The following is a 26,551-nucleotide window of genomic DNA, read 5'->3' as shown; positions in this document are numbered from 1 at the left end:
AAAAGATCAGTCACTCCTGCAAAAGGCAATGTCCTTTTGCAGGAGTGACTGTTTTTTTACCAACTATCCACAATAAAAAATAATATTGATCAAGTCCTGGCAAGAGCTGTATGCTACCGGAGTTCATCCCTCCAGAAAGCCACTCTCTTCTCATTTATTTCCTTTACCTTCTCCGGATCCACCTTAAAGTTTCTTCTGATATCCATCAGTCCATTGACCTCCTGCTGCACATCCGTGACCTGGGTATAGCAATAGCCGCATACATAAGGGATCTCTTTAATGGCTGTGGTAATGCTCTCAAACCTCTTTAAAAAGTCCTCCTTGGTATTGACCTTATTCCCATATCCCCAGCCTTCCTTGTCGCTGTCAAATGCGATACCTCCAAACTCACTGATCATCACCGGCTGGCCCCTGTAGGAAAAGCCATTGGCAAAAGCCGATTTATAGGTGGAGTGGTAAACCTCTGCCGTCATGATCTCATCCTTATATTCTGTATAACGTTTCCTTAGCACTTCCCCCTTCTCTTCATAATCGTGAAGGGTGATGATATCTGAAACCGTATGCTCCCAGCCGTCATTTACGATCACCGGCCGGTATTGGTCAACGCTTTTCGTCAGATGATAAATCCCTTCCGTAAAATGCTGCTGCTTTCTATTGGTCTCAACCTGAGGAACCCCCCAGGATTCATTTATAGGAGTCCATGTAATAATGGAAGGATGATTATAATTCTGCTTCACAATATCCAGCCATTCCCTTGTAAACAGCTCCACTGCCCGGTGGGAATAAACATAAGCGGCCGGGGCCTCGCTCCACACCAGCATTCCCTTTACATCACACCAGTAGAGGAACCGTTCATCCTCTGTCTTCTGATGCTTCCTCAAACCGTTATATCCCAAAGCATGGATTTTATCAATATCTTCAATCAAGGCTTCCTCATCAGGAGGCGTCAAATGAGTTTCCTCCCAATACCCCTGGTCAAGGATCAGTCTCTGATACAGCGGTGCCCCATTGAGAAGAATGTTGGAACCGTCGATGTGGATCTCACGCATGCCAAAGTAAGATCCTGCCTCATCACACACCTCTCCGTCGTACCGGGTGCAAAAGCTGATATCATAAAGCTGAGGAGCCGCCGGAGTCCATGTACGTATTCCCCAAGGATTATCTGCTTCAGCCGCCTCTAAGTCAATGGAAGCCTTTGTAGGATTTTTCCCTATGCCGGTGATGGTCCTCGTGACAAACTTACCCTGAAAGCTTACGACCGCTTCCACCTCCAGCCTTCTCCCGTCAAGGGCAGCCGGACAGTCCACGGTATACTCCAGTTCCAGCCTGCCCTCTGGTAAATCAGGAGTCATTTTCACCGAACTTAAGCTGATGTCCGGCACATACTCCATCCATACGGTCTTCCAGATCCCTGTTGTCTGAACATACCAGCAGCCAAAATTCTCAGAAACCCAACGCTGCTTTCCCCTGGGCTGCTGAGGATCCAAATGGTCCTCCGCTTTTACGACCACAAGGTTTTCCCCATCCGTTACAAGATTTGTGATATCAAAGGAAAAGCGGGAATATCCTCCTTCATGTATTCCGGCAAGCTGCCCGTTGATCCATACTTTTGTAAGGAAATCACTTCCCTCAAAATGCAAAACCAGCTTATTCCCGGCTAATTTCTCCTTTTCCGCCTGAAACCTGCGGCCATACCACACAAAATTGTGGACCCCTTCATCATGGATATTGCTTTTCTTCGTTTCATAAGTAAAGGGCACGCATATTTCTTTTTCCCCCTGGAAGCCCTTATACCAGCCTTTGATCTCCCCTCTATTCTCATCATCAAAATTGAAGTCCCAAATGCCGTTTAAATTGGTCCAGTCCTTACGGACAAACTGGGGTCTTGGATAGTCCTTCTGATAGCATAGCATGTAATAGTTCTCCTTTCCTCTTTCCTGCCTGATTTATGGCATTAAGGTATACTTGTAAGGTGTTTGTTTTTACTTAAGTCAGCCCTTAACGCCGGACATGGTGATTCCCTGCACGATCTGTTTTTCAAATATGAGATAAATGATGATGGCAGGTATGGACGCGATCATATTGGCCGTCATCGGCTTCACATAATCCACGGTGTAAGTTCCGGCAAAAATAGGAATGCCCACAGGCAATGTAAATTTACTGCTGTCCATGGCGCAAAGCAGGGGCCACAGATAATTATTCCAGCTTCCGATAAATGCAAAAATGCTGATAGTGGAAACCACCGCCTTTGATAAAGGCATGATGATCCTGGCAAAAATCGTAAGCTCTCCGGCGCCGTCGATCCTTGCGGCTTCAATGAGGGAATCCGGAATCCCTTTAAAAAACGTCACCATGATGATCAGATTCATGGATACTGCCACAGACGGCAGAAGCAGCCCTGCGTAAGAATCAATGAGGTGCATGCTGTTGGCTGTAATAAACAGCGGAACAATGGTCGCTTCCCCCGGAACCATGAGTCCCAGCAAAAAGTAAAAATACAGTTTGTTTCTTCCCATAAATTTAATTTTTGACAGGGCATAAGCTGCCATGGCAGAAAAAAGGATGGTCAAAACCGTAACAAGTACTGCAACGATCACAGAATTAAGCAGCCACTTGGCAACATCGGAACCGATAATCAGGTCCAGATAATTCCCAAAGGTATAAGGAGGAGAAAACCAACTGACCACGCTTTTGATCTGCTTCCCCTCATACTGCAGGGATACGAAAAAAGCCCATAACACAGGTGCCAGAAAAATGACGGCCAGCCCGGCGGACAGAAGGGTCAGAACAACACTCCCTGCCTTTACTTTCTTATGCTTCATCTTTCTTTTCCCCCTTTTTCTGAACCGCCTTCTGGAAGAGGGTGCACACCACCAGAATGGCAAACAACACATAGGACATGGCAGCGGCATAGCCCATATTGTTTTTCGTAAATCCCGTTTCATAAATATACTGAATCAAAGGCTTTGTGCTTCCTGCCGGCCCTCCCACCGTAATTAAGTAAATCTGGCCGAACACCTTAAAGCTGGCGATGATCTGCAGCATGACGATTAAGTAGGTAGTTGGCTTTAGCAGGGGCAGGACAATGGATAACAACTGCTGCCATTTTGCCGCCCCGTCAATTTCCGCGGCCTCGTAAATCTCCGGAGAGATATCCTGCAGAGCCGATAAGTATAAAAGCATGGAAAACCCTACGGTCCACCATACAGTCATCATGGTAACCACTGCCCATGCATGATTGGTGTCAATCAGCCACTGGATTTCCGATCCCGGACCTAAAAGCCCGGTCAGATGGAGAACTCCGTTTACAAAGCCCATATAGGGCGCAAACATATATTTTGCAATAAAGGACGCAACAGAAACGGAAATAATGCTGGGAAGATAATATGCGATCCTTAATCCCCGCTTGATCTTCACCGGCCTGTTGGCAAACAGGGCCAGTATCAAAGCCATGATCACCAGAAATGGCACAGAAAGGAGGACAAAGAAGAGCGTATGTTTCAGTGCGTCAATAAACTTCTGATCCGATAAAAATTTAATGTAATTGTCCAGTCCTACGAATTTTACCTTACCCATTAAGGACCACTTATGCAGGCTCACATACAGCCCCTGGAGAACCGGCCATATGGTAAAGGCCGTATATAAGGCCAAAAAAGGAAAGCACAATCCCAGGCCCGTAGCCATATCTCTTATTTTTCTGCTTCTGCTCAAATTCCTGCCCTCCCCAACGATACAATCCCTTTTATAAGAGGGGAGAAGTATCCCCCCTCTGTTTCGTAAGCATTACGGAAGGTTTGATTCAAGCTCATCATAGAGTGCATCAATACCGGAAGCAGCATCTCCCTTTCCTGTCCAGATGGTATCAAGGCTGTCGATCATGCCCTTTTTCATTCCGTTAAAGGTAGATACCTTTGCCGGAAGAACTGCTTTCTCCACCTCGGACATGTAGCTGCTTCTGTATGGAAGGGCCTTATAGGCATCGCTTGCAAGAACCTCCTTACATGCCGGGATCTGGCCGGAGCTTGCCCAGGTCACACCGCCCTTCATGGATGCCGCCACCATGAATTCTACTGCTGCCTTGCTGTCAGCCTCATTCCTTGTCTTCTTTGTAGGAAGCATAAAGGTGTGGGAGTCAGCCCAGCAATTATCCGTATCAAAGAGCTTGGGGAATGCCACCGGCACAAAGCTTAAGTTATCTGTCTGCTCAAAAGCACCTACGGCCCAGGTTCCGCTGATGCAGATTCCCGCTTTTCCGCTCTGGAAAAATTTCTGGTGGTCATCAATGCCTTCCTTAATATAGCCCTTGTCATAAAGTCCCTTTACAAACTCTGCTGCCTTCACTGCCTTTTCCTTATCAAGGGTGACCGTCTTGCCGTCGTCGCTGACAATCGGGGTTCCTCCCATCTGGAAATAGGTTGCCCACCACAGACGGTAAGGATCGTCTCCGTTGTTGGTAATGGCAATGGTCGATCCATCTTCCGGGATCACGGCCTTGATCTTATCGCAAACAGCATAGAAATCATCTACGCTTTTAATATCAACTCCTCCGTCTGTATTTAAGGTCACGCCGGCCTGTTCTAATATGCCTTTATTGAAATACATGATCTCCGCATGAGTGTCCAAAGGCACCGCATAAACTTCTCCGTCAAAAGTCACTGCATCAATGGAGGCCTGGGAATAATGCTGGCTTAAATCCATCCCCAGCTCATCAAGATAAGATGTGATGGGCTGCACCACACCGTCTTCCACTAATTGGGGCAGGGAGGATGCATGGGAAATTCCGATATCCGGCCCTTTCCCGGCAGCAACGGCTGTCTGAAGCTTGGTATAATAATCAGCCCATACCAGCATAATGGACTGTACCTGCTTGGTTGGATTGGTGCCGTTATATTCCTCGATCATCTTAGTCATAAAACCGCCGTCACCGCCGCTGAACAGAGACCACATGACCAGCTTGTTGGCGTCTACCGCAACCTGTTCCGGATTGTTGACCGTTCCGTCGTCATTGACATTCTTTGTTTCTTCCGCTGCTGCTGACGTTTCCCCTTGGGAAGTCTCTTTGGTCTCCTGTGCCCCCTGGGTTGCTTTAGTCTCCCCGGCCGTCTGCGTTGATGCGCTGCTTCCGCATCCAGACAGTGCTGCCATAACCAGTGCCGCTGCACCTAATGCAGCCATCCATTTTTTACCCCTTCTCATAATTACCTCCTTGTTTTGTTCATTTTGCCGCGCAAACCATAAAACAGCCTGTTGCTCTTTTCCTCGTAAAAAGTCGAATTAACAACAGTAATACTGATTTAATACATCAACAATACACCATTTCATTGTGTAAGTCAATATATTATTCTCTATTTTATATAATTATTTGTACATTTTTTATATTTATAACAATATTACTGTTGTATTATTAATTTCTTTTCTTCAGAAAAATAGAATTTCTGTTATAATACAGGTCCACCGCTTTCCCGCCGTAAGGCAATAAAAAAACAACCGCCCGGAAAATATATTTATTCTCCAAACAGTTGTTTCATCTTTCGCCATATGTCATCAATATTCGATTTCCATAAGAATATCCTGAGGATAGTCGCCGAAGGTCTTTCCAAAAAGATTAAAGCCGCCTTCATATTTTGTACTTTTTTTATTTCCCATGATCATGGTGACAAAGGCGTTTTCCGAAAGCCCAATGTCGCTGATCCTGACTTTGGAAGCCCGCTCTCCGTTAATATAGGTTCCGTCTCCCTTGATCTCCCACTTTACCAAAATACCATATTGGGTAGAACCGTTGGGCCACAGGGGAGGCGTAAGTCTCCCCCTTCTGGACCCGAAATCTCCCGGGCAGCACCATGTAGCACATTCCACACCGTTTACCCACAAGGTGATGTCAGACTTCCAGTCTTCCGCATACCCAGGCGCCTCCGAGCAAATCTCCATAGAAAAAGACAGGCGCACCGGCTGTTTTTCCCCAGGAAGCTGATTGGGGAACCTGTATTCCACATGACCTTTGGAAGTCCATAAGAGTCCGGCATTCATCCGTTCCGGCAGATAAAAGCTGTACTCCTTATCCTCCATTCCAACCACTCCATTGGGCGTGTATAAGCCGCAGGTGGGATAAATGCTGCAGTCCACAAATGCGCCTACAGGCATTTCAACGGTTAACACCTCATTGATCTGGCTGCTTCTGGGCAGAAAGCAGAGATTGGCATAATCCTGTTTCCGGCTGCACACCTTCATGGTCCCATGGCTCCCAGGCTGTTCCTCCATACGGATTAAATCCGCCGCCTCAAGAAGCTTTAAATGAAAAGCGGCACTGGACTGGGGAAGATCAAGGGTTTCCGCAATCTGGCTTATGGAATAATTATCCTGGTATAACAGTTTTATGATCTCAAGCCGCACAGGCGACGAGACCGCCTTGCCAAACTCACAGATTTCCTTGATATTTTCCAGAGTAAACTCCTTAATTTTTGCCATGACGCCACTCTCCTTTCACCCTTTTTCAGCGCCTGAGCGCTTATGGGTTTTGCAGGTCCAACCTTCCAGGTTTGGGATCCATGACTCCTTGGATCCCATAATTGATACTTATCATACCTTATTTTTTGGGATGCTGTCAATCCTGTATGTTTTTTCGGAAGTTTACAAATATTTGTATTTACTGGAAAAATTTCTAAAAAAGAAAATTCTTACTGAATGATAGACAATTTTATGATAAAATAAAAAAAGTTTCATCAAAAAAGGATGCCGAGTCTTATAACCCCATCTTTATGGCAATTATTTTCTTTGAGGATGAAAGAATAATCAAAAAGGAATCCTATGAAAAAATAGGACTGGTTAACTTATGGAACCGAAGTTAGAAAAGAAATATGGTCTTTTTACAGCCATAGCAATGGTTGTAGGTATCGTCATCGGCAGCGGCGTGTTTTTTAAGGCGGAAAAGATCCTTACGGCAACCGGAGGCAATTTAAAGCAGGGCATCCTGGCGTGGGTGATCGGCGGTATCATTATGATTTCCTGTGCGTACACCTTTTCTGTCATGGCTACCAAATATCAGTACATCAACGGTGTAGTGGATTATGCGGAAGCCACAATGGGGAAAAAATATGCCTATTATGTAGGCTGGTTCATGGCACTGATTTATTATCCCACAATTACCTCCGTACTTGCATGGGTTTCCGCCCGGTACACCTGCGTTATCTTTGGATTTTCCATTACAGGGGGAGAATGTATGACCATTGCCTGCCTTTACCTGATTTCAAGCTTTACAATGAATGCCTTATCTCCTGTTCTGGCCGGGAAATTCCAGGTCAGCACTACGGCAATCAAACTGATCCCCCTCTCTTTAATGGCAGTTGTGGGAACGTTTGCAGGATTTCGCAGCGGCATGACCATATACAATTTCACCCATTATGTGTCCCAAAGCACTTCCAACGGATTGTTTACGGCCGTTGTGGCAGCCTGCTTTGCCTATGAGGGCTGGATCATTGCAACCTGCATTAACGCAGAATTAAGAAATGCAAAGAGAAACCTTCCTTTGGCTTTGATTGCAGGTACTTTTATTACCATGTCCGTTTACATTCTGTATTACATCGGTTTGGCCGGAACAATTAAAAATGAAGTGATGATGGCTGGCGGTGAAGCCGGCGCCAAGCTGGCCTTCCAGACGATTTTCACTTCTGCAGGCGGTTCCCTTTTGTTTGTGTTTGTCATCATTTCATGCCTGGGAACCTTAAACGGCCTGATGCTTGGCTGTACACGGGGGATCTATTCCATTGCCGCAAGAGGTCTTGGCCCTAAACCCCAGGTTTTCAGCCAGATTGATCCGGCGACCAATATGCCTGTGAATTCTGCGATTTTAGGATTGTTTCTTTGCGGAATCTGGTTATTTTATTTTTATGGAGCAAACTTAACCTCCAACTGGTTTGGATTCTTCAGTTTTGACTCTTCGGAATTGCCCATAATCACAATTTATGCCCTGTACATCCCCATTTTTATTATGTTCATGGCAAAAGGGAAAGAGCTTAATTTCTTTAACCGGATATTAATGCCCTGTATATCCCTTGCAGGCTGTATATTTATGATCGCTGCCGCCTGGTTTGCCCACGGAATTGCTGCGGTGGCTTATCTGATAGTGTTTTTTGTTATCATGGCCTTTGGCGCTGTGCTTTTACGGAAAGTAAAGCAGCCCCGGAATGAGGCCCGGAATAAATAAAAAAATAACAGGGAGACTCCGGCTGACAGCCTTACCCATGACCGCGACGTCTCAATGAAAAGTTTCCCGGACAATCAACCTCACATTACAGAAAAAAGAATAAGGGGGAGTGTATATGATAAGACATGCAAAACCGCAGGATTTACCTTCGATCTTGACCGCGTATGAAATTGCAAGAAAATTTATGGCTGATAACGGAAATGCATCCCAATGGGGAAACCATTTCCCGCCGAAAGAATTGCTTGAAGAGGCTATTAAGAAAAAACAGCTATATGTTTACGAAAATGAAGAACAGATACATGGAGTATTCACTCTTACCGTTGGAGATGATCCTACTTACAGCCATATAGAAAACGGCGCCTGGGTATCTGATACAATTTATGGAGCCATACACATGGTTGCCAGTGATGGGACGGAAAACGGCATATTTACGAAATGTGTGGACTATTGCAAAAGACAGATTTCTCATCTTAGAATAGATACACATGAAAATAACGGGATCATGAAACATCTGATTCAAAAAAATGGGTTTACGAGATGCGGAACTATTTATGCGGCAGACGGAAGTCCAAGAATTGCTTTTGAATATTTAGAATAACTGCCAATACCATGGCATTGGAAAGATACGTTAACAGACGGAAAAGAATGGCGCAGCCTTTATGCTGCGCCACACTCTTAAAATTAATATTCTGCCTTACAAAGAACGTCTGAAAGAAATGCATTTCCAACAAGTCTTTCCATGTGCTCAATCCTTATTAAGTGTCCGATCTCATATGGATTGCTATCAAGCATAAAAGTACCTCTTTATTAAATACCGTAATGCTTATCTCCTGTTTTGTAATCGTCTCTGGCCCAGTTTGGAGCATTGACCGGACCGGCTTTCTCATTGCCATTCTTTGCAGCACCCTGGATTTCCGGTACCTGGGCCTGGTCATTCTTTGGATGATGCATTTTCTCATGATTCTCCGTACCATGATTGTTTGAATCATAGGGACTTGGTCTTCTCATACCTGCTTTTGCCATAATAATACCTCCTGTCTGTCAATAGTTTTTGTATTTCCACAGAAACTATGCAGAGAAAATCAAGAGATGATTGGCAATTACCGTTTTTACTGTTTACTTACTTTTCGATATCATAGCCAGTGCCCGGTAATACATTCGAACTCCCCGATATAGCATATATGGATTTATTTTTTTAGCCGCGACCGTTCCCTTTCTTTTCATGGGATTCCATATATTTCCACTTTTTTTGCTGCCTGCTCATGATTCCCTGGTTCCCTCATCTATTGAGAGATGTCCAAAATTATGACAAGAAAGAACTTCGCAGATAAATAATGGTACGCAAAGAATACAGAGAGAGAATATAATATTTTCAGCTCTTTTCTTATTCAAATCAACTCATCCTACACTTTTCCATATGATTATTAACTAAATACACGGAATCATCTCTGATCTTCATGTATTTGTAATTATATATTATATCATTGTTTAACAGTACCAACTATAACGGTACTTTATTATCCAAACATGGAAATAAAACGTGGAAATAAAAATTCCTGCTATTATTGCGGAACCTACGGTACTTGCAACAATAAGTCCATTACATGCATTAAAAGAAGGTACAAAGGTCAGAAAATGCTGAGGGAAGTTTTATTAAAGATTCCTTGGGGAAAGAAAAAAAGTCAGTACAGTGCCATAGGCAAAATACTGACTTTTGGGATTGCTGAATATGAAATTATATTGGTGTAACGACATATGTACAGGCAGAATCGCGAACTTTATATTACAGGATTATAAGGAATTTAAACGAACCGGACAATTTCATCCAGTGGTTTACGGGATTTCTTTCGCACCGTCTGATCTGCCGGATATCCGGCTGCAATTAATCCGCATATATGCTTTTCCTTGGGAATGTTCAGCAGTGAAGCAACTTTTTCTCTATCATACATTCCAAAAATGCAAGTACCGATTCCCTGGGATTCGGCTTCCAGGCAAAGATAGGCAATTGCCGCTCCAATGTCGCCGGGAGCAAAATACTGACTGTCTACAAGGCTTTTAACATGGGGCATTAAATTTGCATGTTCTTCAACCACAACAAAAAATGCCCGTGCTTTGGAAGCAAACCCATTTGATCCCAACTGCTGTGCAGATTCCGCTACCTTTTCTATAAATTCCGGATTTTCAACTACCACAAAACTCCATGGCTGACCATTACAACCGGAAGGTGCCAGGTGGGCCGCCTCAACACATTTAACCAGCTTTTCGTGTTCAATCAATTGATCTTTAAAATTTCTGCAGCTTTGCCTGCGAAGGCATAAATCCATAAAATCATTCATTTTAATTGCTCCTTTATGTGTGAAGGCTGATGTTTTACTGTTGTTCCTACTGCCTCAGTTAGAGAGATTGACTCTAAGCTTTTCTATTTCATCATCAGTTAAACCTATTGACTTGATATAACTCTCTGCTGCTTTGGACAAATCTACCCCTTTAAGACTGCTTCCTTTGGGAATACCAGCCATCTGCCTCATACTCTCCAAAATGTTGTTATTCCCAATCCGGTCATATTGACCAGGCCCTACAGGTACATTATAGAAATTAACGAAACTGTCCATATAGTCAACCTTAATCTCCCAATATTTCGCACCCATTAAGGATTCAAGCAAAGCGGCGACGAAACCAGTCCTGTCTTTTCCCTCTACGCAATGGATAAGGTATGGACCTTCCTTTTGGCTCATTTCCCGTAAAACAACAGCAAGTTTCTGCTTGAAATCTTCTGATTGTAAATCAAGTCCCATACCCAGCGCGTACACATTACCTATATCATTCAGTCCCTTATAATATGCAAGTTCGCCGCCGGCATCGGTTCCCAAATGAGCCGCAACCTCCTGGGCTGTTTCGGAAAGATTAAATATAACCTTAACTCCCGCATCTTCCGTAAGCCGCATAGCGTATTGGTTTCTTCCAATTTCCGGATTTATGGGGTTAGATGACCTGTATAGCCTGCCCGGAGCTATACTGCCATAAGTCACTTCACGGAAATTGGCAAACACCTGGTCACTGCCATAATCATCTCTGTTGTTCGTACGTTTCAGTTGACGTACTTCGTATTCAGCCAGGTATCCTCCCTTTTTTGAAAGGGTGATCGTTACATTATCATTAACAGCCGTCCCGTATGTATCTGCAAAGCTGCCCAGATTTATTGCCAATATAATGTCCTCATTAGCTTTTTCTTCATCTGATGATGCAACTATAACGACCTTCTTACTGTCCACATCACTATAGGAAGAACATACCGGAACCTCTAAGAACTGTTCTCCAATTGTCACATTCACCATGTCGCCATATTGGAATACTTTTAGAAAATCAGGGTTTTTAATACCAATATATACATTGCCATATTTTTCATGCACTTTTGAAACCTTAACGGACAACTGGTTCTGCGACTCTTGTATTACACTTGCATTTTCAAAAGCCATGGTGTAAACAGGCTTAGCACCACTTAAGAATACAGCAATAAATAAGCCAATCGAAATACATTTTCTCCTTTTCATTAAAGCCCCTCCAAGAATAATATTTTGTAAACCTCACACATCAAGAATACCACAAAACAAGCAGGTTGTTAAGTATAATTACGCATTAGATTTCCCGTTTTTTGAACCACCTATAAATTTGGTGAGATAACGGGAATCGAACCCACAACCTCCGGAATACCATTCAAGCGCACACCCGACAGGTCAGGTGTGCGCCCTCTTAAAACTCTTTGTAATATGGGTTTCCTCAGCAAAAAGAACCGCTCTATTATGTCTGCCATATCTGAATTTTAAAATTAATTACCTGCGGGGCAGGACATGAATCGCTCCTCCAATACAGTCCTCAAGCGCTTCTGCCACAGATTCATTATAGGTAGGATGAGCCCGCATGGCTTTTAAAAGCTGCACTGCAGTAAGTTTATTGGAAATGGCAGTTCCCATCTCACCAATCATGTCCGTAGCTCTGGCACACATCATCTGTGCTCCCAGCAGTACGCCCGTTTCCTTATCTGTTACAACTTTAACAAAGCCTCTCTCTTCCTTAGTTATAAATGACTTACTGTTGGCATGGGTCAAGAACTTCCCGGCAGCGGTCTCAATTCCTTTCCCTTTTGCCTCCTCTTCCGTCATTCCTACACATGCAATTTCAGGATCAATATAAACGCATGACGGAACTACCGACAAATCAATGGAAGGGTCTTTCCCATTCATCCCTTCCACCGCACAGATGCCCTGGGAGCTTGCGGCATGGGCCAACTGAATATCTCCGATCACATCTCCGACAGCAAACACACCCGGCATACTTGTCTCAAAGTTTTCCTTCACCACAATCCTGCCCCGGTCCATTTTAAGTAATGTCCCTTCCTCCAGCAGTCCGTCCGTATTGGGGATACGTCCGGTGGCCAAAAGCAGATATGGGGTCTTTAAGACCTCAATCTTTTCTTCGTCTTTTACCTTCTCCCCATAGGTACAGATAAAATCCAGGCCCTCCTTTTCTATCTTCCGGACAAATGCTTTGGTGTGAATGTCAACGCCTCTCTTTTTCAAAAGCAGCTTTACATTCTGGGAAATCTCTTTATCCAGACCGGGCAGAAGTTTTTCTTCCGCCTCCAGCAATGTGACCTTGGAACCAAAGGAAGAGAATACGGTGGCAAACTCCACCCCTATGACCCCGCCGCCTATAATCACCAGGTTTTCCGGCACATGATCAAGCTGAAACATCTCGTCACTGGTCATGATTCCGGGAAGGCGGATTCCTTCAATGGGAGGAAAAGAGGGTTTGGATCCTGTTGCCAGCAGAATATGGTCCGCCTGAAGGATCTCTTCGCCGTCCTCCGTCTTGACCCTGACCCTTCCATCCTTTGTCAGCGTCCCTGTCCCATGGATCCGTTCTATTTTATTTCCCTTAAGGAGCTGTTCCACTCCAAGTCTGAGACTTTCAGAAGTCTCATTTTTATAGGACATTACTTTGCTGTAATCATAGCTCACCTCTTTGGAGATGATACCAAACCGTTCTCCGGACTGAACCTCCTGATACAATTTGGCAGCATGCAGCATGGCCTTTGCCGGAACGCAACCACGGTTTAAGCAGGTGCCGCCGACTTCCCGGTTTTCTATCACCCCGGTCTTCATTCCCAGCTTTGCAGCCTTAATCGCCGCTACATATCCTCCGGGTCCTGCACCGATCACAAGCAGATCATATATTACCTCCATCCTATCCCTCCCTGGCTTTTATAATTCTGCAGCAGCAAAAAACTCTCTTAAATCTTTTGTCATGGCAGACTGGGCCTGCGTTTCTGCAGGCACCTGATCCAGTTTATTACAAATATCCCTATTCTCATATCTGCTTCCAATTATGTACCCGGGAATCCGGTCCACAAGATCCGGTTCCATGGAATCGGAATACAATTGCAGATCCTTTATGATTCCACCGTTCACCTGAAACTGCCAGATTGCATTCCCCCAGGCAAACCGCTTTGACAGCTCGTACTGAAAGTCCATACTTCGCCCGTACAGCCAATCCCAGGAGGAGAATTTCTTTCTTCCTTCTGACAATGCTTCCTGGTTTAAGTCCTCCTGTCTTAAGAAAACCGCCTTGCATCCATAGGTTTCCTCAAATGCCTCCAGAAGCTTTTCTTTCAGCATATCAATGGTCAGACCTGGCTGATACTCGGAAAGATTGGTTACCCTGGCTCTGACAGAATCCACTCCTTTTAATGCCAGCTTATCCTTTGAAACCTCCAGGTACTGGGAAAGCTTCTCCATATCTGCATGAACCAGCAGGGTCCCATGATGATAGCACTTCTCCCCTCTGGTATAAAAGGCATTGCCGGAAAACTTCCTGCCTGATACGGTAATATCATTTCTTCCTGATTTTTCTGCATGTATCCCCAGTTTTTTGACTCCGCTTAAAATGACCTCCAGTTGCTTATCCAGATCATAATGATCCTTGTGAACAAGAAAGGTGAAATTCAAATTACCCAGGTCATGGTATACGGCGCCTCCTCCTGAAAGCCTTCTCACCAGATGTCCGCCATCCTCTTCCAGCTCCCGGATCCTGCATTCCTTCCATGGATTCTGGTTTTTGCCGATTACAACGGTATTTTCATTCTGCCAAAGGTATAAGATACAGGTATCCCGCTCTGTTGTATCCAATAAATATTCTTCTATGGCAAGATTCAGATAGGGGTCATTGCCCTTTCCGCTTAAATATTTAATTTCCTGTATCATCTTTATGGGTTTCCTTATCTAAGAAGTCATACTTTAACATTAAATTTCTGGCTGCCCTTACTTCATCAAGTCTTGTGACCTGCGTATGGATGGGGGCCTGATGAAGGGTTTCCGGCTGGGAGCCGGCTGTTTCATACAGGCTGAGGAATACAGATATCACCTCATCCATGGTTTCTTTTGATTCTGTTTCCGTAGGCTCCGCCATTAACGCTTCTGATACGATGAGCGGAAAATACATGGTCGGGGGATGGATGCCATGGTCCAAAAGTCCTTTTGCTATGTCCATAGCGGATATACCTGTTTCTTTTTTTAGCCTGGCCAGGCTCATGACAAATTCATGCATACAGGGTCCCTGGTATGCCATATCATATACATCCTTTAATTTTGCCATCATATAATTGGCGTTTAATACGGCATGCTTTGAAGCTTCCGGAATTCCTTCCTTTCCTAGCATAAACAGATACGTCATGGCTCTGACCACGATCAGAAAGTTTCCGTAAAAGTTCTTCACCTGTCCCATGGTTTGAACCGGACGTTTAAACGTATATCCGTTTTCTTCCTCCACCAGGTTATCAGGTAAAAACTCAGCCAGGAGATTCTTGCATCCCACTGGTCCGCTGCCGGGACCACCGCCTCCATGAGGGGTAGAAAAGGTTTTATGAAGATTTAAATGAACCACATCAAATCCCATATCCCCCGGTCTTACCATGCCCATGACGGCGTTTAAATTTGCTCCGTCATAGTAAGCCAGCCCTCCGGCTTCATGAACGATTTTTGTGATTTCTAAAATGTTTTTATCAAAAAGGCCCAATGTATTGGGGTTGGTCAGCATCAGTCCGGCCGTATCTTCTCCCACTGCCTTTTTTAATTCTTCCAGATCCACTCCGCCGTCTTCTGCGGACGGAATACTGATCACCGAATAGCCCACCATTGAGGCACTTGCGGGATTGGTTCCATGGGCGGAATCCGGTATTATGATCTTTGTCCTTTTTCCGTCACCGCGGCTTTCATGATATGCTTTTATCAGCAAAAGTCCGGCAAATTCACCGTGGGCTCCTGCTGCCGGCTGAAAGGTCATACGGTCCATTCCGGTGATCTCACATAAGTATCTCTCTGCTGTTTTCAATACCTCCATGCAGCCCTGCACCGTATGCTCCGGCTGCAGGGGATGGATCTTCGCAAATCCCGGAAGAGAGGCCATGTCTTCATTGATCTTGGGATTATATTTCATGGTGCAGGAACCCAGAGGATAAAAGCCGTCATTGACGCCATATGCCATTTTCGCCGCTTCTGTATAATGCCTGCTTATATCATTTTCAGACACTTGGGGAAGGCGCAGGCTCTTTTTTCTTTGGCTGTCTTCCTCCGGCAGCCTCACCGGCACATCACATTCCGGCAGGATGGTCATGGTTCTTCCGTCCTGTCCCTTTTCAAAAATCAGCATAGCCTTACACCTCCTTTAAAATGCCAATGACACGGTCCATGTCATCCTTTGCATTCATTTCCGTACAGCACCATAAGATCTGCCCGGCTCTCTCACCGGTTAAGGGATAGCCGCCAAGGATCCCCTGTTCCTCCAGCAGACCCATTACCTGTTCTACCGGAATTTTGGAAGCGGTCACAAATTCGTGGAAAAATTCTCCCCGGTTTACAACCGGATACCCGATTGCTTCCAATTGGGCCGCCAGATAATGGGCCTTTGACAAACACTGTATGGCTGTCTGTTTCAGCCCTTCTGCTCCCATGGCCGATAAATAGACTCCCACTGCCAATGCGCAAAGCGCCTGGTTTGAGCAGATGTTGCTCAATGCTTTTTCTCTTCGGATATGCTGCTCCCTGGCCTGAAGGGTCAGGACATATCCTGTTTTTCCGTTGGAATCAACGGTTTCACCAACGATCCTTCCCGGCAGCTTTCTGGTCAGTTCTTTGGTACATGCCATAAAACCGATATATGGCCCGCCGAATGCCAGGGGAAGTCCAAGGGGCTGCCCCTCTCCCACTGCAATATCGGCGCCGTATTCTGCCGGCGTCTTTATGATTCCAAGGGAAATGGGATTCACGCCCATGATATAGCGTGCGCCGGCTTCCTTTGCCGTGATTCCGATTTCCCCAGCCGGTTCCAGACTGCCGTAATAATTGGGATTCTGAATATACACACATGCGGCCTGACCATCCAGATGTTCTTTCAGAAAATCCAGATCCGTGATGCCGTCTTTCTCAGGAACAACCGTCAGTTCCATGCTATTTCCAAAACAATAAGTCTTTATGGTCTCCATGACCTGAGGATGAACCGCTGCGGAAACAAAGGCTCTGTTTTTCTTTCTGTCCCTGGACATAGCCACCGCTTCTGCCGCCGCTGCCCCGCCGTCATATACGGAGGCATTGGCTGTATCCATTCCTGTAAGCTCACAGATCATGGTCTGGTATTCAAATATAGACCGTAAGATACCCTGGCTGATTTCCGCCTGGTAGGGGGTATAAGCCGTGTAAAGAGTTTCCTTGGATAACACGCTTTTCACTATGGATGGAATATAGTGCCTGTACGCACCTGCTCCCCTGAACATAACCGGGAACACCGTATTCTTTGCTGCAATGCCTTCCATCTTCTTACATACTTCCATTTCAGACATTCCATGAGGAAGATTCAACCCATCCTTTAACATCACTTCCCGGGGAAGCTGCCCAAAAAGGTCTTCTATGCTGTTGATTCCAATCGCTGACAGCATCTCTTTTCTGTCATGATCGGTTGCCGGTACAAATGAACCCATATGCAGATCTCCTTTATTCTATTTCTTTTTTGACAAATTCTTCGTATTCCTCAGGACTTAAGAATTCTTCTTTATCAATAATATCGGTTATCTTTGCAAACCAGGCGTCATAAGGAGCCTCATTGATCCTTTCCGGTGCGTCTAAAAGTTCTTCATTGATTTCTGCCACAACTCCGGTTACCGGGCAATATACATCGGAAACGGCTTTTACGGATTCCACATCGGCAAATACTTCACCGGCTGTGGTCTCGTCACCTTCTTCCGGAAGATTAACGAAAACAAGCCCTCCCAATGACTGCTGGGCGTAATCCGTAAGGCCCACCAAAGCTGTTGTTTCATCTTCAAACCTTACCCATTCGTGTGTTTTTGTGTAAACCAGATTTTCTAATACCTTCATGATTGATTCTCCTTCTCCCAGATGAATTATTTTGTTTTTTTATAAAATGGAAGGGGTACCACTTCTGCCTCTACTTCTCTTCCCCTTACAATTACCGTTACTTTTGTACCTACTTTTGCATATTCCTTATCCAAAATAGCCATGGCCACCGGATAGCCTAAGTACGGGCAATGGGTTCCAGAGGTTGTAAAACCTGCCTTTTTCCCGTTTACAAGCACATCTTCCTGTTCCCGTATGATTCCGCGTCCCGTTACCTTTAAGCCTGCCCGCTTTCTTGTAAGGGAATCTTTATCCGGCAAATGGCTTTTGCCGATAAAATCCGCCTTCTGCATTTTCACAGCAAACCCGAGACCGGTTTCCACCGGATTGATATCGTCGTTCATTTCATGTCCGTACAGAGGCATGCCGGCCTCCAGCCTCAGGGTGTCTCTGGCCCCCAGGCCGCAGGGGACCAGTCCGTATTCTTTACCTGCCTCCATAAGCGTTTCCCACATTGTTTCAGCATATGTATTATCTAAATAAAGTTCAAAACCGTCTTCCCCTGTATAACCGGTTCTGGATACGATACATGGGATTTGGGCCACCCTTCCATCAAAAATACCATGATAGTACTTTTCGGGAATGTCTGTTGTCAGCTTCATAAGTATTTCCCGGGACTTAGGACCCTGCAGGGCGATTTGTGTGATATCATCGGAAATATCTTCAAACACCACTTCTCCAAATTTATGTTCCAGCAGCCACCGGTAATCCTTTTCTTTATTGGAAGCATTTACGACGATAAAATACTCCTCATCTTTTTTCTTATATACAATTAAATCATCCACGGTCCCCCCATGCTCATTGCACATGGGGCTGTATCTTGCCTGGCCGTCTGCCATATCCGTAAAATCATTGGTCAGCAGCCGCTGCAGATTCTCAAGTGCATCTTTTCCCTTACAGCTTATTTCACCCATATGGGAAACATCAAAAAGTCCTGCTCTTGTTCTTACTGCCATATGCTCCTTTATGATCCCTTCCTCATATTGGATGGGAAGAAGATACCCGGCAAAAGGGACCATTTTGCCATGATACTTCAGATGCATTTCATAAAGCGGTGTTTTTCGTTCCATGTCTTAATCCTCCTTAAATTTATATGATAATAGGAAGTTACCCGTTTATCCGTACAAAAAAAGGCAGAAAGAAACATCCCTATTGGATATTCTTGTCTGCCTCTGTCCTTTTACCTGAAAGATTGACTTCGTCGGTACATAAATGTTCTCCAGAGTTACGTCCGAATCCGATCCTTTTGCCTGAGAGTTTCTGCGTTCCCCTTCGGCGGCACAGATTTGTGCTCTCTCTCGGATTCATCATCCGTTATTTATTATTGATATTATCAGAGTATTTTGGCACTGTCAATGATTTTTTTACGCAATTTTCAAGAATGATTCTGACAACTGATCTGCCTGCCTTTAAAGAGGTTTACAAAGTCGTTTCTCTCCATTTCACGATATTCCTGAATACGACCTCACCTTCTATCCGCCTGCCCTCCAGCAAATCAATAAGTTCTTCCATCGCTCTTACGCCTTCCTCGTAGGCTGGGGTGATAATGGCGGAAACAGCGGGGGTAGTCATCCTTGTCCATCCCCCGGCATCAAAGCCGATCAGTCCTAATGTTCCGGGAAACAGTGACATATAGTCCGGATAATTACGGACAGCCTGGTATACTACCTGAAACAGGCCGGGGCTGGCTACATAGATCAGCGTTTTTTTACTAAGATCTACAGCCTGTTTCAGCATCTCGAATACCTCGACTGACTTGATTCCCTCCTGAAGATACCGGGTTCCGCCTTCCCTCCAGGCATCCTGAAGGGCATCCTTATAGCCCTGGGTATTCTCAAAACCCGCACTCATCTCTGCTTCCCCGTCTGTTATCATCAGAAAATCATCATATCCCTTTTTGATACATTCTGTGATCACCCGGTATACACAATCATAATTGTTGCCTTTCACATACCTTCCCTTAAAGTCATAGGGCCTGGCATCCAGATAAACAATGGGCTTTTTTTTCTTCTCCAAGTCACTGGCCAGCATTCCAAAGCGATAAGTCGACTGGATAATAAAACCCTCTGCGCCAAGCTTCAGCATACGTTGTACATAGTCCTTTTCCTGTTGGAAGGCCAGTCCGCTGTTGCCGATCATGATCTGGTATTCCTGGGCACTGGCCGCATCTTCTATGCCTTTTAGCGCTCTGGCACTATATGGTTCCGAAGCATCTCCCAGGATAACCCCTATAAGGCCGCTGCTCTTTGCCTTCATCGCTCTTGCTGCGGCACTGGGTTCATATCCTGTCTCATCAATGATATGCTGGATTCTCTGCTTCGTCTCCTCGGACATCTTATTGGTCTTGCCGTTAAGATAGAAGGAAACCGTTGTCTTAGAAACACCTGCTTTCTCAGCAATCTCATTAATTGTCAGCTTTTTCATAGTAACCTCCACGACCTGATGCCCCTAAATTACAAGGGACAAACTCAACCTTTTTATATAATATACCATAGATAATCCTTTCGTGGAACGGGTTTCCATCAAATTCTTAAACGGTAAAGGGTTCTTTTGCCTTCCTTGCAGTGAATGGCTGCGGCTTTTGCATAAATCTGCATATTCCGGCATTTATATAATTTACCGCCACAGCAGGTTTCCCTGTTCCAGATAAGAAGAATCCACGACTCCTGTTCTGACAAAACAAATTCTTTGGCTGTCACTGTCTCATGGTCTGCAGGAAGCGGATTACCGGATTGATGCACCGCAGCATCCTTTAACCCCACCTTAGGCCCTCCAAGACATGTCCAGTCCGTGTGACGGTTCGTAAAGCCGGACTCCTTGACCAGACAACTGCTGTCTGAAAGCTGATTGTAACGGTTGGAGACAAGGCATTTATGGGATCGGAAAATACCGGACCCCCACAGGTTCAGCCTTTCGGTCCCATTCTTAAGCTCCCAATGCCACCCAGCCCCATCTGACGCCAAAGGGGCTGCCTCCACCGAAGCATTCAAATGGTAATATTCCTTCACCTGGTGGACTCCGTTGCAGCAGATATCATTTACAATCAACCAAAGCCCGCAGTCTACCGCCATTACCTTGCGCAGGATCAGACAGTTTTCACCCCCGGATAAAGTTCCGTGATAAGCCATTTCCCCATAACAGACCGGCCCTTCCTCCCTGTAATAATTTTTCAGGCACTGACCAAAGCTTTCATACCCCCAGGAACTCACCGGCCTTCCGGGAGACTCATCATCCACTACACAGACGTTATGGGCCTGCCCACTTTTTAATAAGACCCGCAGCGGCTCTTCCTCCCTGTAAGAATACCTTCCGCTGTCTATCAGAAACGGTTTTCCTCTATAATACAGGGAAATATGTGTCAGATCTGCATGTCCGTGGCTGCTTCCCAGAGGCCCGCACTTGAGATAAGTAAAATGGCTGTCCTCATCCCAGCCGCTTCTAAAGTAAATATTTCCTGTATCTGCCGCATTCATAAACAGGGATTCAGGCTTTACCGCCTTTAATTCTTCATACTTACGGATTCCTTCCCGTCCAAACAGCCAGGCACTGTCCAGATCCATGGTTTTATATCCGCCATACTTGTACCTGCCGTCACCCGTAAGAACCGCAGCCTTTACCAGCACATCCCTTACATCGGTAACATCGCTGTCACACTGGGCGATCTGGCAATGATCCGGTGCTGCGCCATAAAGGACATAACGGCTCATGGCATGGATGTTTCTCAAGAGCCATTCCTTATCTCCTGAATTGGAAAACAGCTTCATAAAGGCCAGAAGTACTTCTATATGGTACATCATGGACTGTTCCCAGTGGGATCCATCGGATAATACCTGAAGTTCCGTCTGATGCTCCAGCTCCTTCCACGCCCACTGTTCCATCCCATTTTCAGGCAGATATTCCTTAAACCAAAGATATCCCTGACAAATAGCCGTGGTCTGCAGCACTCCCCAGTTGCTCAAGGAGTACTTTTCCATATACTTACTGCCCATGTAATCAAACTGCCGGCTCATGCTTTCCAGTACCGCCTCTGCCTCCTTCTGATCCAAAAGCCCTCTTCCTATCATTTGAATCAGGAGAAGCTGCCAGTTCATACAGCGGATTCCCGTGTCAATGGTTCTTGTGGTTTCCGTGGCCTCCGGCATGATGGGATTGGTATTGATCCAGTGCTGCAAATACCACTTAAGCTTTTCTATATATTTTTCATCCTTCGTAAAGCAGTATGCCAGAAAGAGCTTGTGAAGGTACTCATGACGGTTCAGCATATAGACCCACTCCGGATCACCGTTAGGGCTGTAATCCCAGACCATATTCTCCAGTGCATAAGGAACGGAGCAGGGTTCCATATCCCATTTGTCTTCAAAAACAAATACCTGCTTCAAAAGCCGGTCCGCCTGTTTCAGTACCGTCTTCCTCTCTTCCCGGCAGTTCTTTTCCATATATTCCGTTACATAGGCCCCATCGTATCGGCTTACATACTCTTTTGCACGCCTTTTCAGGCTGTCAAAACGTTTATCCTGCATTTTATGACTCCTTGTGATCTTACCAACAGCTACAGGGAGGTGCCGGACAGGCACCTCCCCTGATGTATGGAATTATGCAATTAAATGTAAGAGTGAAAGTACAACTCCCAATATAATGGTCAGAATGACCAGCTTGTATGTGGTCCATTTCTTTACTTTGATCAGATAGAATATCAGGCCTGTGTACAGGACCGGAAGAAGCTTTGGTGCAATTGCATCCATCATTTCCTGTACAGCCACAATCTTCTGCTGGTCACCAGGCATGTTTGCCGCATACTGGATGGGTGTGGTGAGCTTCACAAAATTCACAGCCAGTCCGGAGATAACGGTCACTCCGATCATGCTGGCAATATTGGATATATGCTCCATTTTAGAACTTAAGGTGCCGATAATATTGGTTCCCAGCTTGTATCCCCACATGCCGGTAAGGACTTTTATGGCCAGGAGGATTACGTTCATAGCTGTAAAGAAAAGAATCGGTCCCATGATCAGTCCGTCCTGAGCCAGGGAGGCCCCTATCGTGGCAAAAAGCGGTGCCAGACAGAATTGAGCCAGAGAATCTCCGATACCTGCCAGCGGTCCCATAAGGGCCATCTTGATATTACGGATTTCCTTTGAAGGCGTGTGATTCTCCAGCATTACCAGATGCAGACTGGTAATAAAGGGAAAGAAATGAATATTCGTATTAAAAAACTCGATATTTTCTTTTAATGCTTCCTGCAGTTTATCATCATCACCCTTATACATCTTACGCAAGGCCGGATACATTACATTGGCATAACCAAGCCCCTGGTAGTTTCCATAATTAAATCCATTTTGCAGGAAGTATGCCCGCAGGGATGTTTTAACATAATCCTTTTTCTCTAACTGATTATATGCCATCTTCAAATTCAACCTCCACTTCTTCCACGGACTCGCCGCCGCCCTTTCCTGGGTTGAAAAAAACAAGCAAAGCGATTGCCGTACCTATTACCGCCACGCCCATTACAGGCAGATTCAAATAAGCGATGGATATATATCCGATCAGTACAAACGGAATCAGTTCCTTTTTTGCCATAACATTGAGAATCATGGCAAATCCGATGGCCGGAAGCATCTTTCCTGCTACCCCCAGACCATTGCTCAGCCACGCCGGAATGAGGGAGATCACCTTTTGAAGCCCCTCGGAGCTGAAGGCACCGCCAAATCCGACAATAAAGCCCACCACTGCGAATACACATACCGTGGCATTTGCCGCAATGCGGAATCCTTTGAAATTCTTCTTTTCAAGAGCTTTGCCTGCATAGCTGGTGAGCGTTGTTGTGAATGTGTAAGTTGCGGTGATCACAAACTGGAACGCCACTGCAAAGGGAAAGGAAAGAGCCAGGGCAGAACCCACGTCAATTCCCGAATCCTTCATGGTAATCGCAATAATGGTTCCAACAATGCCAGGTCCCATGGGATTAGGGGGTACAGAACCTCCCTGGGATACACCAAATCCCATAAATGCCAGTTCCCCCACCGCTCCCATTGCAAGTCCTGTTGGCAGGTCACCCAGAATCAGACCTACTCCTGCGGCCATTACCAGACATCTGTTGGTATAAATGCCGAACAGCATGCCTGCAAGACAGAACCCGGTCCATAAACCGATTAACAAACACTGAATGATACTGATTGTCATTATTATTCCCTCCTTGTCCTTCCATTTCTTATAAGTATTTATTCAAATCCACTTTTATGGCTCCGTCATCTCCGGATGCAGTGGTCTTTGTATTGAACCGAATACCGTACCGGTCCCGCAGCTCCCGCAGGGCTTCCTTATCCTCCTGCCCCAGGGCAATGTACTTGCTCACTTCTTCCTTCCCCGGTCCGTGATGAATATTGCCTACGTTGATTTCCTTTACCGGGACACCTCCTGCCACCAGCTTTTGCGCATCCTCAGGTGTCTTACACACGATGAATATGGTCTGCTTTGGAGAAGCCTTCATGATCACATCGCAAGTATGCTGGATGGAAAAAAAACGCATGGCAATTGATCTGGGAACCACTGCTTTCATCAGCGTCTGCTGCATGGGATCCTCACTGGCTGAATCATTTGCCACAATCACGGTATTTACTCCCAGGGCTTTTATCCAAAGCTGCCCCTGTCCGTGAATCAGTCTTTCATCGATTCTGAATGATACAATATTAGGTACTGTCATTAAACTGTTCCTCCTTGATGTTTTACCAGTACAGGTTCCAATCTTTATAAAACCGTATCAAAGCTTCCAGATAGTAATAGTCTCCCCAGATATTTCCTTCATCTACACCTTTTCCTGAATGCCAGGAATATACTCCGTGAAGAAGGACCGGTTTCCCCTCACCGGTTTCCAAGTTTGCGTAATGAACCATCAGGGAGCGGAGAATACGGTGCATTGCATATTTATAGGTTTCCTTATCATCGTCCACCTCCGGCAGATATTTAAGCATCTCATGAATGCCGCACACCGCGGCAGCCGCTGCAGAAGAGTCCCTGGGCTGGCCGGAGCCGTCTGAAAATATCAGGTCCCAGTAACACACATCATCCTTTGGGAGACGGTTTAAAAAGTAATTGGTCATTCCCTTAAACAGGTTGAACCCACTGTTATCTCTTGTATACTTATAATTCAGCGGAATTCCATATATCCCCCATGCCTGACCTCTGGCCCATGCCGAATCATCGCTGTAACCCTGTCTTGTCACACCTTTTAAAGGGGCCCCTGTTACCGGATCAAAATAAAAGGTGTGGTATGCGGAAGCATCATCCCGTATCACATTGTTGCACGATGTCTCATAGTGACGCCTTGCTGCTGCCTTATATGTATCGTCTCCCGTAACCTCCGATGCCCAGTAAAGCAGCGGAATGTTCAGCAGGCAGTCAATAATCAGACGGTAATTATCCCCTGCGCCAAGTTCTCCCCAAGCCTGGATGAAACCGCCCTTTTCCTGATACCTTTCCATCAGTTTATCCGCAGCCATAATTGCCGCTTTCTTTGCATCTTCCGAACCTGTCAGCTTATAGCCGGCAACGCAGGAAAGGCTGTATAAAAAGCCCAGATCATGATGATCCAGTTCCAGGCGTTTCTCCACCCGGTTCAAAAAGGAAGCTGCATTCTGTTCTGCACATCTGCGGAAATCCTCATCGCCTGTATATTCATAGCACAACCATAACATCCCTGTCCAAAAACCGTCAGTCCACTCTATATTCTCAATAATACCGTATGTCTGGTCTTTTGTGGCCGGCGATGGGAACCTTGTACCAAAATAGTTCATATTACAGCGCACCTGATCTACTACTTTGCTGATGGCTTTCTCTACTTCCTCTCTGGTAAGAAGGGATGTACTTCTATATTCCTGTGTTTTGCCAATTGGTTCTACATGGATTTTCTTTATCATCCTGTCTTTACTCCTCTCCTTATTAATTAATAATATCCCCGCTTTTTTCTTAACTATAATCCATCCTCAAATTCAGGTTCTCCGCCATCACGCTCTAAATGATCCAGGTCAGCCAATCCATCCTTTCCTGACTGGATAACCGCTGCTGCCAGCCCCTCCAAATCATACAATGGCCTTGAAAATACCGCTTCTACCAAAGCCGCCATATTCACTCCTGCTATTACCTTGATTTTACGGTCCGGATTCTCTGCCTTTATGGCTGCTCCCATTTTAAAAGGCGTTCCTCCCAGCAGATCTGCAAGAATCAGAACCTCATCTCCCTCCAGAGATTCCATTGCATTTTCCATGGATTTTTTTAAGTCTTCCGGACTTTGACCTTCTTCAAAATCAACACCAACGGTATGATTTGGCCGGCCCGCCACCAACGCCACGGCACTTAGAATGCCTGTTGGAAAATGTCCGTGTCCCGTTACAACGATTCCCGTCATTTTGAATACTCCCTTTCTATTTGGTTTACCTTTATTTACTGTTTTGTACATATATGTTGCTTTTATTTTCACTTTTAGTAAATTGGTTTACCTTGGTTGAAGTATAATATCATTTGTGGTCCTTGTCAATATTAATCTGATATTCATCCTACACTTTTCACATTTTTAACAATTATAATTAATTTTATTATGCATATTGTACAATAATCATTTCTTTTTAAAGTGAACCCATTAATTTATATTTTTCATTTGTTTACTTAAATTTTTAGTAAACCATTATAATTCAAATCCACTATGGGCAGATATTGCATCGGAAGAAACGGCTGCAATAAACGGTTGCAATGTCCGTTGGGCCATAGGGATAAATTAAAATGGAGAACATGGCATAAACTGTCCCCTTTGTCAAGGACAAAAAAGAAAGAGTCGATCCAGTTTTCGCCTGAATCGACTCTCTCAATATGGTTTACTCCTATAAATTTTGTATTG

The 26,551-nt window shown here is 45.2% G+C and carries 23 protein-coding genes and 1 riboswitch; of the genes, 2 read left to right on the top strand and 21 right to left on the bottom strand.

The features are described 5' to 3' along the window. Positions 1-113 precede the first annotated feature (113 nt). The 5 genes from ACYVD3_RS03790 to ACYVD3_RS03770 all read right to left on the bottom strand — a co-directional run bounded on the left by ACYVD3_RS03790 (position 114) and on the right by ACYVD3_RS03770 (position 6,465). The gene (locus ACYVD3_RS03790) at positions 114-1,913 is read right to left on the bottom strand and encodes a glycoside hydrolase family 2 protein (protein WP_460641179.1); all 1,800 of its coding nucleotides are present in this window, start codon (positions 1,911-1,913) and stop codon (positions 114-116) included. Between the two features lie 78 nt (positions 1,914-1,991). After that, positions 1,992-2,822: a carbohydrate ABC transporter permease gene (locus tag ACYVD3_RS03785; RefSeq protein ID WP_460641178.1), complete on the bottom strand. Its 831-nt coding sequence runs from the start codon at positions 2,820-2,822 to the stop codon at positions 1,992-1,994. Next, the gene (locus ACYVD3_RS03780) at positions 2,812-3,711 is read right to left on the bottom strand and encodes a carbohydrate ABC transporter permease (RefSeq protein WP_460641177.1); all 900 of its coding nucleotides are present in this window, start codon (positions 3,709-3,711) and stop codon (positions 2,812-2,814) included. Before ACYVD3_RS03780 ends, ACYVD3_RS03785 begins: the two co-directional genes overlap by 11 nt. A gap of 72 nt (positions 3,712-3,783) precedes the next feature. Then, complete coding sequence (locus ACYVD3_RS03775; protein ID WP_460641176.1) at positions 3,784-5,196, bottom strand: extracellular solute-binding protein; 1,413 nt, start codon at positions 5,194-5,196, stop codon at positions 3,784-3,786. Positions 5,197-5,544: 348 nt separating this feature from the next. Further along, positions 5,545-6,465, bottom strand: a complete 921-nt coding sequence (locus ACYVD3_RS03770; RefSeq protein WP_460641175.1) for an ArsR/SmtB family transcription factor — start codon at positions 6,463-6,465, stop codon at positions 5,545-5,547. Between the two features lie 364 nt (positions 6,466-6,829). On the opposite strand from ACYVD3_RS03770, the gene ACYVD3_RS03765 reads away from it, so the two are divergent. Both ACYVD3_RS03765 and ACYVD3_RS03760 read left to right on the top strand, forming a co-directional pair. Then, a complete protein-coding gene (locus tag ACYVD3_RS03765; protein WP_460641174.1) occupies positions 6,830-8,200 on the top strand; it encodes an APC family permease in 1,371 nt (456 codons plus the stop codon). A gap of 115 nt (positions 8,201-8,315) precedes the next feature. Further along, the gene (locus ACYVD3_RS03760) at positions 8,316-8,798 is read left to right on the top strand and encodes a GNAT family N-acetyltransferase (protein WP_460641173.1); all 483 of its coding nucleotides are present in this window, start codon (positions 8,316-8,318) and stop codon (positions 8,796-8,798) included. Between the two features lie 209 nt (positions 8,799-9,007). On the opposite strand, the gene ACYVD3_RS03755 is transcribed toward ACYVD3_RS03760, so the two are convergent. The 16 genes from ACYVD3_RS03755 to ACYVD3_RS03680 all read right to left on the bottom strand — a co-directional run bounded on the left by ACYVD3_RS03755 (position 9,008) and on the right by ACYVD3_RS03680 (position 26,065). Then, positions 9,008-9,223, bottom strand: coding sequence for a hypothetical protein (locus ACYVD3_RS03755; RefSeq protein ID WP_460641172.1), 216 nt, complete (start codon positions 9,221-9,223; stop codon positions 9,008-9,010). Between the two features lie 779 nt (positions 9,224-10,002). Continuing rightward, positions 10,003-10,536, bottom strand: a complete 534-nt coding sequence (locus ACYVD3_RS03750) for a nitroreductase family protein (protein WP_460641171.1) — start codon at positions 10,534-10,536, stop codon at positions 10,003-10,005. Between the two features lie 54 nt (positions 10,537-10,590). Beyond that, positions 10,591-11,751 (bottom strand): tyrosine-protein phosphatase, encoded by a 1,161-nt coding sequence (locus tag ACYVD3_RS03745; protein WP_460641170.1) that lies wholly within the window; start codon positions 11,749-11,751, stop codon positions 10,591-10,593. Positions 11,752-12,030: 279 nt separating this feature from the next. After that, the gene (gene lpdA / locus ACYVD3_RS03740) at positions 12,031-13,443 is read right to left on the bottom strand and encodes a dihydrolipoyl dehydrogenase (protein WP_460641169.1); all 1,413 of its coding nucleotides are present in this window, start codon (positions 13,441-13,443) and stop codon (positions 12,031-12,033) included. Between the two features lie 18 nt (positions 13,444-13,461). Next, a complete protein-coding gene (locus tag ACYVD3_RS03735) occupies positions 13,462-14,460 on the bottom strand; it encodes a lipoate--protein ligase (protein ID WP_460641168.1) in 999 nt (332 codons plus the stop codon). After that, positions 14,444-15,904, bottom strand: coding sequence for an aminomethyl-transferring glycine dehydrogenase subunit GcvPB (gene gcvPB, locus ACYVD3_RS03730; protein WP_460641167.1), 1,461 nt, complete (start codon positions 15,902-15,904; stop codon positions 14,444-14,446). The genes ACYVD3_RS03735 and gcvPB overlap by 17 nt, the downstream gene beginning before the upstream one ends. Positions 15,905-15,908: 4 nt before the next feature. Further along, a complete protein-coding gene (gcvPA, locus tag ACYVD3_RS03725; RefSeq protein WP_460641166.1) occupies positions 15,909-17,228 on the bottom strand; it encodes an aminomethyl-transferring glycine dehydrogenase subunit GcvPA in 1,320 nt (439 codons plus the stop codon). A 13-nt stretch (positions 17,229-17,241) separates the two neighbouring features. After that, positions 17,242-17,625, bottom strand: coding sequence for a glycine cleavage system protein GcvH (gcvH, locus tag ACYVD3_RS03720; RefSeq protein WP_460641165.1), 384 nt, complete (start codon positions 17,623-17,625; stop codon positions 17,242-17,244). Positions 17,626-17,651: 26 nt separating this feature from the next. Further along, positions 17,652-18,734 (bottom strand): glycine cleavage system aminomethyltransferase GcvT, encoded by a 1,083-nt coding sequence (gene gcvT, locus ACYVD3_RS03715; protein WP_460641164.1) that lies wholly within the window; start codon positions 18,732-18,734, stop codon positions 17,652-17,654. Between the two features lie 158 nt (positions 18,735-18,892). After that, positions 18,893-18,975: riboswitch (glycine riboswitch) on the bottom strand. 108 nt (positions 18,976-19,083) lie between these two features. Continuing rightward, positions 19,084-20,088, bottom strand: coding sequence for a LacI family DNA-binding transcriptional regulator (locus ACYVD3_RS03710; RefSeq protein WP_460641163.1), 1,005 nt, complete (start codon positions 20,086-20,088; stop codon positions 19,084-19,086). Between the two features lie 98 nt (positions 20,089-20,186). Next, complete coding sequence (locus tag ACYVD3_RS03705; protein ID WP_460641162.1) at positions 20,187-22,184, bottom strand: heparinase II/III family protein; 1,998 nt, start codon at positions 22,182-22,184, stop codon at positions 20,187-20,189. A gap of 72 nt (positions 22,185-22,256) precedes the next feature. Then, entirely contained in the window at positions 22,257-23,066 is an 810-nt protein-coding gene (locus ACYVD3_RS03700) for a PTS system mannose/fructose/sorbose family transporter subunit IID (protein ID WP_460641161.1), read from the bottom strand. Further along, the gene (locus tag ACYVD3_RS03695; RefSeq protein WP_460641160.1) at positions 23,056-23,844 is read right to left on the bottom strand and encodes a PTS mannose/fructose/sorbose/N-acetylgalactosamine transporter subunit IIC; all 789 of its coding nucleotides are present in this window, start codon (positions 23,842-23,844) and stop codon (positions 23,056-23,058) included. The genes ACYVD3_RS03700 and ACYVD3_RS03695 overlap by 11 nt, the downstream gene beginning before the upstream one ends. 28 nt (positions 23,845-23,872) lie before the next feature. Beyond that, positions 23,873-24,364 carry a PTS sugar transporter subunit IIB gene (locus tag ACYVD3_RS03690; protein WP_460641159.1) on the bottom strand — a complete coding sequence of 164 codons (492 nt, stop codon included), beginning with the start codon at positions 24,362-24,364 and terminating at the stop codon, positions 23,873-23,875. A gap of 22 nt (positions 24,365-24,386) precedes the next feature. Beyond that, entirely contained in the window at positions 24,387-25,577 is a 1,191-nt protein-coding gene (locus tag ACYVD3_RS03685; protein WP_460641158.1) for a glycoside hydrolase family 88 protein, read from the bottom strand. Between the two features lie 53 nt (positions 25,578-25,630). Next, entirely contained in the window at positions 25,631-26,065 is a 435-nt protein-coding gene (locus tag ACYVD3_RS03680) for a PTS sugar transporter subunit IIA domain-containing protein (protein ID WP_460641157.1), read from the bottom strand. Between the last annotated feature and the right edge of the window lie 486 nt (positions 26,066-26,551).

Source organism: Lacrimispora brassicae (assembly GCF_054772055.1).
Note: the sequence above shows the minus strand (reverse complement) of the source record. Positions and strands in the feature narration are given on the sequence as shown.

Coding starts and splice junctions, on each gene's coding strand:
- gcvH (WP_460641165.1), bottom strand. CDS start 17,625: ATGAAGGTATTAGAAAATCTGGTTTACACAAAAACACACGAATGGGTA.
- ACYVD3_RS03770 (WP_460641175.1), bottom strand. CDS start 6,465: ATGGCAAAAATTAAGGAGTTTACTCTGGAAAATATCAAGGAAATCTGT.
- ACYVD3_RS03685 (WP_460641158.1), bottom strand. CDS start 25,577: ATGATAAAGAAAATCCATGTAGAACCAATTGGCAAAACACAGGAATAT.
- gcvPB (WP_460641167.1), bottom strand. CDS start 15,904: ATGCTGATTTTTGAAAAGGGACAGGACGGAAGAACCATGACCATCCTG.
- ACYVD3_RS03690 (WP_460641159.1), bottom strand. CDS start 24,364: ATGACAGTACCTAATATTGTATCATTCAGAATCGATGAAAGACTGATT.
- ACYVD3_RS03760 (WP_460641173.1), top strand. CDS start 8,316: ATGATAAGACATGCAAAACCGCAGGATTTACCTTCGATCTTGACCGCG.
- ACYVD3_RS03705 (WP_460641162.1), bottom strand. CDS start 22,184: ATGCAGGATAAACGTTTTGACAGCCTGAAAAGGCGTGCAAAAGAGTAT.
- ACYVD3_RS03765 (WP_460641174.1), top strand. CDS start 6,830: ATGGAACCGAAGTTAGAAAAGAAATATGGTCTTTTTACAGCCATAGCA.
- ACYVD3_RS03695 (WP_460641160.1), bottom strand. CDS start 23,844: ATGACAATCAGTATCATTCAGTGTTTGTTAATCGGTTTATGGACCGGG.
- ACYVD3_RS03755 (WP_460641172.1), bottom strand. CDS start 9,223: ATGGCAAAAGCAGGTATGAGAAGACCAAGTCCCTATGATTCAAACAAT.
- lpdA (WP_460641169.1), bottom strand. CDS start 13,443: ATGGAGGTAATATATGATCTGCTTGTGATCGGTGCAGGACCCGGAGGA.
- gcvPA (WP_460641166.1), bottom strand. CDS start 17,228: ATGGGTTCATTTGTACCGGCAACCGATCATGACAGAAAAGAGATGCTG.
- ACYVD3_RS03790 (WP_460641179.1), bottom strand. CDS start 1,913: ATGCTATGCTATCAGAAGGACTATCCAAGACCCCAGTTTGTCCGTAAG.
- ACYVD3_RS03735 (WP_460641168.1), bottom strand. CDS start 14,460: ATGATACAGGAAATTAAATATTTAAGCGGAAAGGGCAATGACCCCTAT.
- ACYVD3_RS03745 (WP_460641170.1), bottom strand. CDS start 11,751: ATGAAAAGGAGAAAATGTATTTCGATTGGCTTATTTATTGCTGTATTC.
- gcvT (WP_460641164.1), bottom strand. CDS start 18,734: ATGGAACGAAAAACACCGCTTTATGAAATGCATCTGAAGTATCATGGC.
- ACYVD3_RS03750 (WP_460641171.1), bottom strand. CDS start 10,536: ATGAATGATTTTATGGATTTATGCCTTCGCAGGCAAAGCTGCAGAAAT.
- ACYVD3_RS03785 (WP_460641178.1), bottom strand. CDS start 2,822: ATGAAGCATAAGAAAGTAAAGGCAGGGAGTGTTGTTCTGACCCTTCTG.
- ACYVD3_RS03775 (WP_460641176.1), bottom strand. CDS start 5,196: ATGAGAAGGGGTAAAAAATGGATGGCTGCATTAGGTGCAGCGGCACTG.
- ACYVD3_RS03680 (WP_460641157.1), bottom strand. CDS start 26,065: ATGACGGGAATCGTTGTAACGGGACACGGACATTTTCCAACAGGCATT.
- ACYVD3_RS03710 (WP_460641163.1), bottom strand. CDS start 20,088: ATGAAAAAGCTGACAATTAATGAGATTGCTGAGAAAGCAGGTGTTTCT.
- ACYVD3_RS03700 (WP_460641161.1), bottom strand. CDS start 23,066: ATGGCATATAATCAGTTAGAGAAAAAGGATTATGTTAAAACATCCCTG.